The following is a 14,272-nucleotide window of genomic DNA, read 5'->3' on the forward strand; positions in this document are numbered from 1 at the left end:
GTATCAAATTCAAATTATTTGTTGCAATAATTAACAATCATTCATCCCCATTATATCACGTTTTTTGAAGTTATTATAAATGTCTTCTTTTTAAATAAAAATAACGATGAAGAATGTGTTTGATTCACATTCTTCATCGTCTTTATCGAGGTTGGGACACTGTTAATCAGTTTCTCAAAACCTTAACGCTATATATCAGTGCCGTTTACAATTCCTTACGTTTTTGAATCACTTCAGACCAAATGATACCGTTAACCACCGGATTTTCAGAAAACGTCATTGCTTTGTTTGAAGATTTAACTGCCTCTCGTACATTTAATTGTTCAAGTTTCATTCGTTTTGTACGATGAGATAATTGAGGATCATTCATAATACGCAAAGCACGTTGTTCAATTTTAGCTTTTTCTTTTTTATGTGCTTGATCAAATTCTCTATCTAATTGAGAAAGTTGCATTTCATATAAAGCTTGTAACGCTTTCTTGTTCTCTTCATCTTGTTGTTGCTTTGAAGATACTGTATTTGATGGCTCTAAAGAAGGTGAAGTAGTTTGTTGTTTAGGTTCTTTAGGCGGCTCATAGTCTGTTTGTTCTACGACTTCTTTAGTTTGTGGTTCACTGTATTGATCTTCTAACTCATTTAATTTTTTCTCGACTTTATCGAAAAATGTCTCTTTTTCTTCTGGTTGATTTGATGAAGGAGATTGCGGTTGATTAGGTTTATTTTTCTTTTGGCGATCTTTATGACTTTTATCTCCAATTGCACTTATAATAGAAATGACAATCGTTATGATAAATATAATCGTACCTATTGACATGCAATCACCTCATCATTATTCTTCTGGCATATGTGACTGATCTTCTGAATGTGCACTCTTGTTGATCGCTTCTCTCATGCCAGTATCAGCTTCTATATTTTTTAAGTTGTAATAGTCTTTAACACCTATATTGCCAGAACGTAATGCTTCAGCCATAGCAAGTGGTACTTCGGCTTCTGCTTCAACAACTTTGGCGTGCATTTCTTGAACACGCGCTTTCATTTCTTGTTCTTGAGCTACAGCCATTGCTCTACGCTCTTCTGCTTTAGCTTGGGCAATATTTTTATCTGCAATCGCTTGTTCAGTTTGTAAATCTGCCCCGATATTTTTGCTAATATCTACATCGGCAATATCTATCGATAAAATTTCAAAAGCTGTACCAGAATCAAGACCTTTACTTAAAACTGTTTTTGAAATGCTATCTGGATTTTCTAAGACTTCTGTATGTTTTTCACTTGAACCGATTGTTGATACGATACCTTCACCTACACGTGCGATAATCGTATCTTCTCCAGCACCACCTACTAATCGTGAAATATTAGCGCGCACTGTTATACGAGCCTTAGCCTTAACTTCAATTCCGTCTATAGCAACACCAGCGATAAAAGGTGTTTCAATCACTTTAGGGTTTACCGACATTTGTACTGCTTCTAAAACGTCACGACCCGCTAAATCAATCGCAGCACTTCGTTCAAATGGTAAATTAATATCTGCACGTTGAGCTGCAATGTTTGCATCAACCACACGATCTACGTTACCTCCAGCAAGGTAATGTGATTCTAATTGATTCGTCGTTAGTTGTAATCCTGCTTTATGCGCCTTAATTAAAGGTCCAATCACTTTACGTGGAGATACGCGACGCAAACGCATTCCGATTAACGAACCAATACCTACTTTGACACCAGCAGCGATGGCTGAAATCCATAAACCAACTGGTACAAATGAAAATAAGACAAGTAATGCTACTATAATAATAACAGCAATAATAATAAATGTAACAAGGCCAGATATTACCATGTTGTTTCCTCCTTAATTTGAATGAATTTCTCTCACAACAACCCGAGTTCCTTCAACTTCAATTATTTTAACTTTCGTATTTTTCGAAATAAACGAGCCCTCAGTAACTGCATCAATTCGTTCATTATCCAGTAAAATAATACCAGAAGGACGCAAATCTGTATAAGTCATCGCTTCTTTTTCTAATAAATGTGAATTGTCATTATGAGAAGTGTAACCAGATTCTTTGTTAGTGGAATCATTTAATATGACATCTTCAAAAAATGATATTCTTTTTTTGAAAAATTTCACGATAATCACCCATTCGATACTTGTTAATAAAAGTGCCACAACAACGTTAAACCACATCATTAAAGGGTTATTTCCCATTGTCAAAATACTAATAACCACTAAAATGACACCAACTATCCCTAATACTGCCCCCATAATAAATAATTCAAGGACGATAAATATGACACCAACAATAAAAAGGATAATTGTTATTAATGATACACTGCCTTCAATGATGAATCCTAAAAACAGTAATAATAACGCTAAAACAGCAAGAATGCCTACTCCATTGATACGTTTTGAATACAGCTGATAGACAAACCCTAAAAATACAATGCACGTTAAAATAAGTGTTAATGTTGAGGAAGTTAAAGCTTGCCCTAACATTGTGAATACGTTGTTGTTTATTAAACTAAACAACAACATTGGCATATGTATTAATGTATAGATGTGTGTAACCCTCCTTTCTTAACATTAGTATACATGAAACAAATAGAATATAATAGTACATTAATTAATATAATAGTCATTCTTAATTGTATATGATGATAATTAAAGTACTACAAAATAAAAAAGACTAAGGTAAAAGCGTGAAATACACTTTTATCCTTAGTCTTTTATCTATATTTTATGTTGAGGGAGTTCAACATCCGATGAATTATCTGAATTTACGCTTACGAGCAGCTTCAGATTTTTTCTTACGTTTTACGCTTGGTTTTTCATAGAATTCGCGTTTACGAACTTCTTGAATTGTACCGCTTTTTGAAACTGAGCGTTTAAAACGACGTAATGCATCTTCTAATGATTCGTTTTTACGGACTACTGTTTTAGACATCTGTATTTCCCTCCCTCCAAATATCAAGAAAGCTTTATTTCATATTCATGTTTACATGATCGATAAACCATGTAAATAATAGTATAAATTAATTTAGTATATTGGTCAATCTACAAACATTGATTTTTTTAATTCATATTTTTAGAGTGCAACACTTTGTTCTGACTCATTCGTCGCATGTTCAACAACTCGAACTAAATGACCGTTATTGATTGGATAACCAGGCTGCGTAATTTTAACCTTACAAATTTGACCGATTAGACTTTCATCACCTTCAAATTCTACTTTCATATAGTTATCTGCATAACCTACAAGGATGCCTTCTCCAGAACCTTTTTCTTCAGGAATTACTTCAAGGACATCATTTTCGAAATTCGAAGCATAATTTTTTGCTAATTGATTACTTAATTCAATCAGACGATGCACACGCTCATTTTTAATTTGCTCATCGACTTGATCATCCATTCGTGCAGCCGGTGTACCTATACGAGAGGAATATGGAAAAACATGTAATTCAGAAAATTGATGATTTACAATGAAATCATAAGTCTCTTGGAATTCTTCTTCAGTTTCTCCAGGGAAACCTACAATAACATCACTCGTTACTGCTAAGCCAGGTAACGCTTTTTCTAGTTGTTTTAAGCGTTCTGAAAAATGTGCCATAGAATATTTGCGGCGCATACGTTTTAATACTGAATCAGAACCTGATTGAAGTGGAATGTGTAGATGACGTACTACCTTACTTGATTGTTTAATCACTTCAATCACTTCATCTGTTAGTTGACTTGCTTCGATTGAAGAAATACGAATTCGTTCAAGTCCATCTACAGTTTCAAGATCACGTAATAATTGCGCTAAATTGTAATTTTTTAAATCTTGACCATAACCGCCTGTGTGAATACCAGTCAACACAATCTCTTTATAGCCAGAGTTAACCAATTGTGTTGCTTGTTCAATCACTTTTTCAGGGTCACGTGAACGCATTAAACCACGCGCCCAAGGGATAATACAGAAAGTACAGAAATTATTACAACCTTCTTGAATTTTAAGTGAGGCACGTGTACGGTCTGTAAAATATGGCACTTCTAATTCTTCATAAGTTCTATTTTTCATTATATTACTTACGCCATTAATCGGTTGACGTTCGCGTTGATACTCGTCAATATACGTTAATAATTTATGACGATCTTGCGTACCAACTACAATATCAACGCCAGGAATTTCCATGATTTCCGCAGAAGATGTTTGAGCATAACAACCTGTTACACAAACAACTGCATCAGGGTTTCTACGAATGGCACGACGAATAATTTGACGACTTTTCTTATCGCCAGTATTTGTAACAGTACATGTGTTAATGACAAACACATCAGCATTTTGTTCAAAATCAACTCTATCATAAGAAGCCTCTTTAAATAATTGCCAAATGGCTTCTGTTTCATAGTGGTTTACTTTACAACCTAATGTATGAAAAGCTACAGTAGACATATATTCACCCCATTAAATCTATTTCATAACTTATAGCACTTAATGCATAAAGGGGAGCTGTTTCTGCTCTTAATATTCTTGTTCCTAATGAGACTCGTGTGGCCTTCTTTTCAAAGGTTTGGATCTCATCTTCTGAAAAGCCACCTTCTGGACCAAATATCAAAAGAATACGTGATGCATTCTTTAAGTTTTTAATAATCTGTTTAAATTGAGAATTTCCACCCTCTTTTGCCGTCTCTTCATATGCTAAAAGTACATAATCATATTCACTAATCATATCATAAACATGATTTAAATTCGAGACATATTTAACTTTTGGAATTATTTGTCTATAGCTTTGTTCAGCTGCTTCTTTAACAATTTTTTGCCATCTTGCTACTTTCTTATCAGATTTAGCTTCTGTTAGTTTAACTATTGAGCGGTCCATTTGAGTAGCAATAAAAGAAGTTGCACCGAGTTCTGTGGCTTTTTGTATCATCCACTCGTACTTATCTGCTTTAATTAAGCCACTACAAACAGTAATATCTACAGGCATTTCAGTAGACATTGGCATCCATTCAATAGTCTCTATTTCAATAGTTTGGGTGATATTACAAATTTTAGATTTGTACGTAGCATTATTAAAATTAACAATGATTAAATCATCAACACTCATTCTCATCACATTTACAATATGATGCACATCTTCTTTATCATCTATGAAAAAACGCTGATTTAAATCAGCGTTTTTATTTAAAAAATAGCGTTGCATTATGATGCCACCTTCTGTCCAATGATACAAACCCAACCGTTATCATGTTGAACTGAATGAATTTTAAATCCAGCTTCGATCATTTTACTAGTTATATTTTGTTCTTTTTCTTCTATAATGCCTGACGTAATGAAATAGCCGTTTTCCTTAGTATGCTTATAAGCATCGGTAATCATTTCTTCGATAATATGCGCTAATATATTAGCGATGACAACATCGTATTGCGCTGTTTCATTTTGAAGTAAATGACCCGTTGTCGTGTCAATTGCATCTAAACAATGATTGATTTGAAAGTTTTCTTTAGCGACTTTAATCGCCATCTCATCTAAATCAATCGCTTTAATTTTTTGAGCACCAAGTAAAAATGAAGCAATACTTAAAATTCCTGAGCCTGTACCCACATCAATCACTTCATCATCAGGTTTGACTATAGTTTCTAATGCTTTTAAACATAAACTTGTTGTAGGATGATCTCCTGTGCCAAACGCCATACCAGGGTCTAATTCGATATACAGATAATCATCTGTTTTATCAACTAGTTCCCAACTTGGCACAATAAAAAATCGGTTTGAAGCTTGAAATGGATGATAATAATTTTTCCATTCATTTTCCCAATCTGTTTCATCCATTGTATTAACTTGAATCTTTAAAACCGTCGTATCAACTTCCGGAATAGACTTTAAGCGTGATTCTAGTTGTTCTTTAAATGAAGTGTTAAATTGATCTTCATTAAAATATCCTTTAATAATCGTATGTTCATCAGGATAATCATTAGGATTTAAATCAAAAATTTCACCAAATCGATCTTCGTGATGATGATTGATTTCATTAGAATCCTCTATTGCTACACCATTAGAACCGAAGTCTTGTAATACAGATGAAACAATTGATTCTGCATCATTGTTAACAGTCACAGAGATTTCTATCCATTTCATGAGAGTTAATCTCCTTTAAAGAATCGGCGAGCTTTATCTTTAAAGTTAGACGATTGTTCATTAACAGTTTCGCCACTTTCTTCAGCAAAAGCTCTTAGCAATTCTTTTTGCTTTTCATTTAATTTTGTAGGTGTTTCAACGATTACATTTACAAATAAATCGCCATAACCATATTCGTGAACGTTTTTGATACCTTTACCTTTTAAGCGGAACTGCTTACCAGATTGTGTCCCCGCAGGAATTGTAAGCATAACGTCACTATTTAAAGTTGGAATTTTAACTTCATCACCTAATGCAGCTTGAGAGAAGCTGATTTTGTGTTTATATAGAATATCATCGCCTTCACGAGTGAAAGTATCAGATGGTTTTACACGGAATACAACAAATAAATCACCAGCTGGGCCTCCATTGACACCAGGAGAACCTTGGTTTGCTAGTCGAATTTGTTGATCATTATCGACACCTTCAGGAACTGTCACTTGTAACTTAACATTTTTAGTTTCTGTCCCTTTACCTCGACATGTTGGACAAACTTCTTCAAATTCTTGGCCAGTACCATCACATTGAGGACAAGCTTTCTCTGTTCGTACACGACCTAAAATTGTATTTTGTTCTACTGAAACATGGCCTGCTCCATTACAATAAGAACATGTTTTTTTCTTAGTACCTGGTTTCGCACCTTCACCATCACATGTGTGACAAGTGACATCCTTGCGTATTGAAATTTCTTTTTCAGTACCAAAAACAGCTTCTTCAAAGGTAACTGTCATTGTATATTGTAAATCGTCTCCTCGACGTGGCGCATTTGGATCACGTTGACGTTGAGCGCCACCAAAGAACGAACTGAATATATCTTCGAAACCGCCGCCACCAAAGCCTGAAAAGTCTTGGCCGCCAAAGCCTTGGCCGAAACCACCGTTTTGAGCTCCTGCGTGGCCAAACTGATCATAATTTGCACGTTTATTTTCATCACTTAATACTTCATAAGCTTCAGTGATTTCTTTAAACTTTTCATCAACGCCTTCTTCTTTATTAATATCTGGATGGTATTTTTTTGATAATTTACGGTACGCTTTTTTTATTTCATCTTTAGAAGCACTTTTACTGACACCTAATACATCATAATAATCTTTTTTTGCCAATCCAATCTCTCCTTTTTAATTTAAGGATAAAAAGGGGCTGGGACGAATGAATGTCCTAGCCCCTTTTTGAGCGACTTATCTTAGTCTGTGATTTAGATGAGTATCTTATTTATTATCATCGTCATCTTTTACTTCTTTAAAGTCAGCATCTTCAACTGTATCATCTTGTTGAGTTGAAGCATCTTGGCCACCTTGACCATTTTGAGCAGCTTGTTGAGCTTGTTCATATACTTTCATAGATAATTGTTGAACAACTTGTTCTAGTTCAGATTTTTTAGATTTAATTTCTTCAATATCTTCGCCTTCAAGTGCAGATTTTAATGCTTCTTTTTTGTCTTGAGCATCTTTTTTGTCATCTTCACTTACATTGTCGCCAAGATCTTCTAATGTTTTATCGATTTGGAATACAAGTTGATCTGCTTCATTTCTTAAATCAACTTCTTCACGGCGTTGTTTATCTGCTTCCGCATTTTGTTCGGCATCTTTTACCATGCGATCAATTTCTTCATCAGATAATGAAGATGATGATTCGATAGTAATATTTTGTTCTTTATTAGTGCCTAAGTCTTTAGCATTTACATTAACAATACCGTTTTTATCGATATCAAATGTTACTTCAATTTGTGGTACACCGCGTGGAGCTGGTGGAATATCTGTTAATTGGAAACGACCTAATGTTTTGTTATCTGATGCCATTGGACGTTCACCTTGTAATACATGAATATCTACTGCAGGTTGATTATCTGCTGCTGTTGAATATACTTGAGATTTAGATGTTGGGATAGTAGTATTACGTTCAATTAAAGTATTCATACGTCCACCCATGATTTCGATACCTAATGATAATGGTGTAACGTCTAATAATACAACGTCTTTAACATCACCAGTGATTACGCCACCTTGGATTGCAGCACCCATAGCAACAACTTCGTCAGGGTTTACACCTTTGTTTGGTTCTTTACCAATTTCTTTTTTAATTGCTTCTTGAACTGCAGGAATACGAGTTGAACCACCTACTAAAATAACTTCGTCGATATCTGAGTTAGATAATCCAGCATCTTTTAATGCTTGGCGTGTAGGTTCCATTGTTTTACGGATAAGATCATGAGCTAATTCTTCAAATTTAGCACGTGTTAATGTTGTTTCAAGGTGTAATGGACCAGCTTCACCTGCTGAAATGAATGGTAATGAGATTTGAGTTGATGATACACCTGATAAATCTTTTTTCGCTTTTTCCGCAGCGTCTTTAAGACGTTGTAACGCCATTTTATCTTGTGATAAATCAATGTTATTTTCAGATTTAAATTCTTTAACTAAATGATCAATGATAACTTGGTCAAAATCGTCACCACCAAGTTTGTTGTCACCTGCTGTTGCAAGTACTTCGAATACACCGTCGCCTAATTCTAAGATAGATACGTCAAAAGTACCGCCACCAAGGTCAAATACTAAAACTTTTTCGTCTTTATCAGTTTTATCTAAACCATATGCTAAAGCTGCTGCTGTTGGTTCGTTAATAATACGTTCAACTTCTAAACCAGCGATTTTACCAGCATCTTTAGTTGCTTGACGTTCACCGTCGTTAAAGTAAGCAGGTACTGTGATAACAGCTTTTTCAACTTTTTCACCAAGATAACTTTCTGCAGTACCTTTTAAGTTTTGTAAAATCATTGCAGAAATCTCTTGAGGCGTATAAGATTTACCTTCAATTTCTTCTTTATGGTCAGTACCCATATGACGTTTTATTGATTGAATTGTGTTAGGGTTTGTGATTGCTTGTCTTTTAGCAACTTCCCCTACTTGTGTTTCACCATTTTTAAATGAAACAACAGATGGTGTTGTTCTAGCACCTTCAGGGTTTTGAATAACTTTTGGTTCGTCTCCTTCTAATACAGAAACGCAAGAGTTTGTTGTACCTAAGTCAATACCAATTACTTTACTCATAGTCAAATTCCTCCTAATTTTCAAACATCATTATTTTTACATATATCATTTTATTCGTCAAAAATTATTGATTAACTTTCACCATTGAAGCACGTAATACGCGATCTTTCAATTTATAGCCTGTTTGTAATTCTTCCGTTACAGCACCTGATTCAAAATCAGGGTTGTCATCTTGTACTACTGCTTGGTGATAATTAGGATCAAATTGTTCTCCTTCTGCTTTAATACGTTCTAAACCATTATTTTCTAAAGCAGAAATTAAACTATTATGAACCATTTCGACACCTTTTTTAAGAGATAAGAATGCTTCATCATCTCCTTCAATTTTCAAGGCTCTTTCAAAGTTGTCTAAAGTTGGTAAAATATCACTTAAAACACTTTGAGATTGATATTTCTTTTGAATTTCAGCTTCATTTTGAATGCGGCGTTTATAATTTTCAAATTCCGCATATAAGCGTAAATATTTTTCTTGTTCTTGTTCAACTTGTGATTTCAAATTTTTAATTTCTTCGTCTTTTTCATCATCAACATTTGTTTCATTTTCAGAAGATGACGTTGTCTTTTCTTCACTTTCTTCGTTGCTATTTTGGACGTTTGAATTTTCTTCTTCAACCGTCTCTGATTGATTTTGTTCGTTTTGTTCTTGATCTAATGATTCATTGTTCTCTGCCATAATTAAACCTCCATTAACATTACAATTGAATTTATAAATCATCTTTATGAAATTTGATTCAACAAACGGATAACATTTTGATAACGCATTGCAGTAGGACCTATTACCGCAATATAACCGCTCACGTTATTCTCAATTTCATAAGGTTTTGCAAGTATTGCAATATCACGCAGGTCACTTTTTATCTCTGATCCAATTTTTACTGTAATTGAATATTCAGAGTTAGTTTGAATTAAATCCGTAATTTGATTCGATTCAATATACTTAAGAATTGGTTGTATTGACGATACTGTGGATTCATCTAAACCTTCAATTAATCGATGTTTTCCACCTAGATAAACACGAGATGACTCAGACGATTGATATTGGTATATTAAATGATAAACACGAATAAGGAGATTAATTTCATTATCATTAAAACCTAATATTCGATAGGTATCTAGTCGATTATGTTTAGCATCATCTAGAAATCGATTAAAATGTTGAGATAAATAATTAGATACTCTTGTAATCGACAAATCATTAATCTCATTTTTTAATGAAACGTGTAAATGTTTAACATGACCTGTATCAAAGATTAATACAATAATTAAATGTTTCATTGTAATCTTCATCATTCGTATATCTATTATCGTCGCTTTTGAATGATCTGGACCTACAACTAATGTTGTGTAATGTGATTCTTTTGAAAATGATTTAGCAAAATCATCTAATGTTGATGAAATATCGAAATGATGTGCTAAAAACATTGCATTCATATCTAAAAGTTGTTCACTTTCGGTGTTCAAAGGTTGCTCTAACAATTGATTTGCATATAGACGAAACCCTGATTCTGAAGGGATGCGTCCCGACGAAGTATGCGTTTTTTCAATTAAATTTAAACCCTCTAGCAACTTCATTTCATTACGAATTGTTGCTGGACTAATATTCACTTCGTGTCGTTGTAAAATCGTGTTAGAACTGATTGGATGTCCTAATTCAACATAATCTTCAACAATAGCATTTAATATACTAAATTGCCTATTAGTAATCATGTTTCCACCTCATTAGCACTCCCTTATCTCAAGTGCTAATTATAATTTAACAAATTGGTCAAAGTAAGTCAACGTTAAAGCTCTTATTATTTTTAAATTTTTATAAACGCCTCAAATACAGTGTTTCCAACGATTCTTCCGCGCTCTGTTAAGGCAATATGGTCATTATTTTGATGAATTAAATTTTGACTTTCTAGCATTTCTAATTCTTTACCATAAATATCTTCTACTTTTTGACCAAATTTTTGTTTAAATCTAGATTTACTTACACCTGTTGTCATTCGCAACCCTAAAAACATCTCTTCTTCGATTTGTTCTTGTTGTGATAGTTGTGTTTCTGATAACCTAACTGACACATTGTCCCGGATTTTCTCTATATAATGATTAACCGGTTTAACATTTGTATACCGTATACCGTTCACATATCCACTTGCTCCGGCACCAAAACCATAGTACTCCTCATTTTTCCAATACACTTGATTATGGAGAGATTCATGTCCCACTTTAGCAAAATTAGAAATTTCATATTGATGTAAATTACTATCTTGAATGGTGTTCATTAATAACTGATACATCGTTTCGCCCTCATCTTCATCCGGTAAATCAAGCTTTCCTTTACGATATAAATTATAAAATTGCGTCTGAGGTTCCAATATCAATCCATAACTCGAAATATGGTCGATGTCTAAATTAAGCGCTTCTTGTAAACTCTCCTGAAATTGTGCTATTGATTGGCCAGGCAAATCATACATTAAATCGATACTAATTGAAGGTATATCATATTTCCGGGCATTCTGAATAGCGCGGTATATATCTTCAGTTTGATGGCTACGGCCTAAAGTTTTTAAAAGCTGTTGATCAAACGTTTGTACACCTAGTGATAATCGATTAACCCCATATTGTTTTAAAAGCGCAATTTTAGATTCTGTTAATTCATCAGGGTTTGCCTCAATTGTATATTCACTATCTACCTTAAATTGTTCATTGATGGCCTTTAACAATCTTTCAAGTTGTTCATCTGATAAGGCAGTAGGTGTCCCTCCTCCAATAAATAAGGTATTTAAATGAGAAGTCTCAGCTGTTTTCATTTCCTCAATTAAACAATCAATATATTCATCTACTGGCTGATTTTGAATGAAATATTTATTAAAATCACAATAGGTACAGATTTTAACGCAAAAAGGAATGTGAATATAAGCGCTTTGAACATTCATATATTATCCTCCCATAAAACTAGTTATACGATAAAATAAGCTCCCAATCGACTATTTTATTTGTGATTGGGAGCACTTTAAATTAATCATCATCCATTTTTAATACAGCTAGGAAAGCATCTTGAGGAATTTCAACATTACCTACTGCTTTCATTTTCGCTTTACCCGCTTTTTGTTTTTCAAGTAATTTACGCTTACGACTTATATCGCCGCCGTAACATTTAGATAAAACGTTTTTACCCATAGATTTGATGTTAGTACGAGCGACAATTTTTTGACCGATTGCAGCTTGAACTGGTACTTCAAATTGTTGTCTTGGAATAAGTGTTTTTAATTTCTCTACTAATGCTTTACCACGTTCATACGCAAAATCTCTATGCACAATAAAACTTAATGCATCAACTTTTTCACCATTAAGAAGGATATCCATTTTGACTAAATTACTTTCTTTGTTTTCGATAAATTCATAATCAAATGAAGCATATCCTTTTGTATTAGATTTTAACTGGTCAAAGAAATCAAACACAACTTCTGATAAAGGTAATTCGTAGACAATATTAACGCGAATATCATCTAAATAATCCATATTAACGAATTGCCCACGTTTACGTTGACATAGTTCCATAACTGCACCAACATAATCATTTGGCACCATCATTGTAGCGCGCACAAATGGTTCATATACTGTTTCGATTTGATCTTTTTCAGGCATTTGCGCTGGATTATCTACTAAGACTTCTTCACCATTCTTTAAATAAACTGTATAAATTACAGAAGGCGCAGTAGCAATAAGTTCGATACCAAATTCACGTTCAATTCTTTCTTGAATGATTTCCATATGAAGCATGCCTAAAAAGCCAGTACGATATCCGAATCCTAATGCTTTAGATGATTCAGGTTCAAACTCTAACGAAGCATCATTAAGTTGTAGTTTTTCAAGCGCCTCTCTTAAATCATTATAATCTTTGTTATCTATAGGGAATAAACCACAGAAGACCATCGGATTCATTTTTTTATACCCTTTTAATGGGGCTTCAGCTGGATTATTCGCTAATGTAATCGTATCCCCTACTCGTGAATCATCTACATTTTTAATGTTCGCGATAATATATCCAACATCTCCAACTGTAAGCTCTTCTGTTGGTAATGGTTTCGGTGTATTAATACCTACTTCTGTGACTTCAAATGTTTTGCCAGTAGCCATCATTTTAATCTGATCGCCAGGTTGCACTACACCTTCAACTACCCTTATAGAAGAAATAACACCACGATAAGGGTCATACTCCGAATCGAATATTAACGCTTTTAACGGACTATCAGGGTCACCCTCAGGCGGTGGAACCATTTCTACGATTTTCTCTAAAATTTCTTCGATGCCAATATTGGATTTTGCACTTGCTAACACAGCATCATCTTTATCAAGGCCGATGACTTCTTCTACCTCATTTTTCACACGTTCCGGTTCTGCTGCAGGTAAATCGATTTTATTAATCACTGGCACTAATTCTAAATCATTATCTAAAGCTAAATATACATTCGCCAATGTTTGCGCTTCAATACCTTGTGCAGCATCTACGACAAGAATAGCCCCTTCACAAGCTGCTAAAGATCTAGAAACCTCATAAGTAAAATCGACATGTCCTGGTGTATCAATTAAATGGAAAGTATACGTTTCTCCATCTTTTGCATCATATTTAAGACGTAGGGCGTTCAATTTAATTGTAATGCCGCGTTCTCTCTCTAAATCCATTGAATCAAGTAATTGCGCTTGCATTTCCCGAGATTCGACCGATTTGGTATTTTCAAGTATTCTATCAGCTAAAGTAGATTTACCGTGGTCAATATGCGCAATTATTGAGAAGTTTCGGATATATTTTAATCTATTTAAGCGTTCTTGTTTTTCCATATCATTCTACTCACTTTCTTAATGGTACCTTATTTTATAACGAATACATCTTTGATATGATAACGTTTTTCTTCTACAATTGCAAATCACTGAATAGTTTAACGTTCCACCTTAAGAGGTCTGTCGCTTCTGCTATAAATCGTATCGTATTTGTAAATAATCGTTGCACATTATGGGGACTTTTGATAGAATGAACTCTGTTGTAATCAAATTTAATTTGATACTAAGAAGACTCTAGGAGGTGTTTCA

General features: G+C 33.9%; 13 protein-coding genes. All 13 read right to left on the reverse strand.

Going from position 1 to position 14,272, the window contains the following annotated elements:
* Positions 1 to 205 precede the first annotated feature (205 nt).
* The gene (locus ACEE93_RS04815; RefSeq protein WP_449155595.1) at positions 206 to 814 is read right to left on the reverse strand and encodes a hypothetical protein; all 609 of its coding nucleotides are present in this window, start codon (positions 812 to 814) and stop codon (positions 206 to 208) included.
* Positions 815 to 829: 15 nt separating this feature from the next.
* Positions 830 to 1,831: a flotillin-like protein FloA gene (gene floA, locus ACEE93_RS04820; RefSeq protein WP_449155596.1), complete on the reverse strand. Its 1,002-nt coding sequence runs from the start codon at positions 1,829 to 1,831 to the stop codon at positions 830 to 832.
* A gap of 12 nt (positions 1,832 to 1,843) precedes the next feature.
* On the reverse strand, positions 1,844 to 2,533 hold the full coding sequence (locus ACEE93_RS04825; RefSeq protein ID WP_449156424.1) for an NfeD family protein: 690 nt from the start codon (positions 2,531 to 2,533) through the stop codon (positions 1,844 to 1,846).
* Between the two features lie 226 nt (positions 2,534 to 2,759).
* The gene (rpsU, locus tag ACEE93_RS04830; protein ID WP_002471046.1) at positions 2,760 to 2,936 is read right to left on the reverse strand and encodes a 30S ribosomal protein S21; all 177 of its coding nucleotides are present in this window, start codon (positions 2,934 to 2,936) and stop codon (positions 2,760 to 2,762) included.
* Between the two features lie 141 nt (positions 2,937 to 3,077).
* Complete coding sequence (gene mtaB, locus ACEE93_RS04835; protein ID WP_449155598.1) at positions 3,078 to 4,424, reverse strand: tRNA (N(6)-L-threonylcarbamoyladenosine(37)-C(2))-methylthiotransferase MtaB; 1,347 nt, start codon at positions 4,422 to 4,424, stop codon at positions 3,078 to 3,080.
* A 4-nt stretch (positions 4,425 to 4,428) separates the two neighbouring features.
* Positions 4,429 to 5,175, reverse strand: a complete 747-nt coding sequence (locus ACEE93_RS04840) for a 16S rRNA (uracil(1498)-N(3))-methyltransferase (protein ID WP_449155599.1) — start codon at positions 5,173 to 5,175, stop codon at positions 4,429 to 4,431.
* The gene (gene prmA / locus ACEE93_RS04845) at positions 5,175 to 6,110 is read right to left on the reverse strand and encodes a 50S ribosomal protein L11 methyltransferase (RefSeq protein ID WP_449155600.1); all 936 of its coding nucleotides are present in this window, start codon (positions 6,108 to 6,110) and stop codon (positions 5,175 to 5,177) included. Before prmA ends, ACEE93_RS04840 begins: the two co-directional genes overlap by 1 nt.
* A gap of 5 nt (positions 6,111 to 6,115) precedes the next feature.
* Positions 6,116 to 7,252 (reverse strand): molecular chaperone DnaJ, encoded by a 1,137-nt coding sequence (dnaJ, locus tag ACEE93_RS04850; RefSeq protein ID WP_449155601.1) that lies wholly within the window; start codon positions 7,250 to 7,252, stop codon positions 6,116 to 6,118.
* Between the two features lie 105 nt (positions 7,253 to 7,357).
* Complete coding sequence (gene dnaK, locus ACEE93_RS04855) at positions 7,358 to 9,196, reverse strand: molecular chaperone DnaK (RefSeq protein ID WP_449155602.1); 1,839 nt, start codon at positions 9,194 to 9,196, stop codon at positions 7,358 to 7,360.
* A gap of 64 nt (positions 9,197 to 9,260) precedes the next feature.
* A complete protein-coding gene (gene grpE / locus ACEE93_RS04860) occupies positions 9,261 to 9,869 on the reverse strand; it encodes a nucleotide exchange factor GrpE (protein ID WP_449155603.1) in 609 nt (202 codons plus the stop codon).
* Positions 9,870 to 9,913: 44 nt separating this feature from the next.
* Complete coding sequence (gene hrcA / locus ACEE93_RS04865; protein WP_449155604.1) at positions 9,914 to 10,903, reverse strand: heat-inducible transcriptional repressor HrcA; 990 nt, start codon at positions 10,901 to 10,903, stop codon at positions 9,914 to 9,916.
* Positions 10,904 to 10,995: 92 nt separating this feature from the next.
* Complete coding sequence (gene hemW / locus ACEE93_RS04870) at positions 10,996 to 12,117, reverse strand: radical SAM family heme chaperone HemW (RefSeq protein WP_449155605.1); 1,122 nt, start codon at positions 12,115 to 12,117, stop codon at positions 10,996 to 10,998.
* Between the two features lie 82 nt (positions 12,118 to 12,199).
* On the reverse strand, positions 12,200 to 14,023 hold the full coding sequence (gene lepA, locus ACEE93_RS04875; RefSeq protein WP_449156425.1) for a translation elongation factor 4: 1,824 nt from the start codon (positions 14,021 to 14,023) through the stop codon (positions 12,200 to 12,202).
* Between the last annotated feature and the right edge of the window lie 249 nt (positions 14,024 to 14,272).

The organism is Staphylococcus sp. 11262D007BW (genome assembly GCF_053547815.1).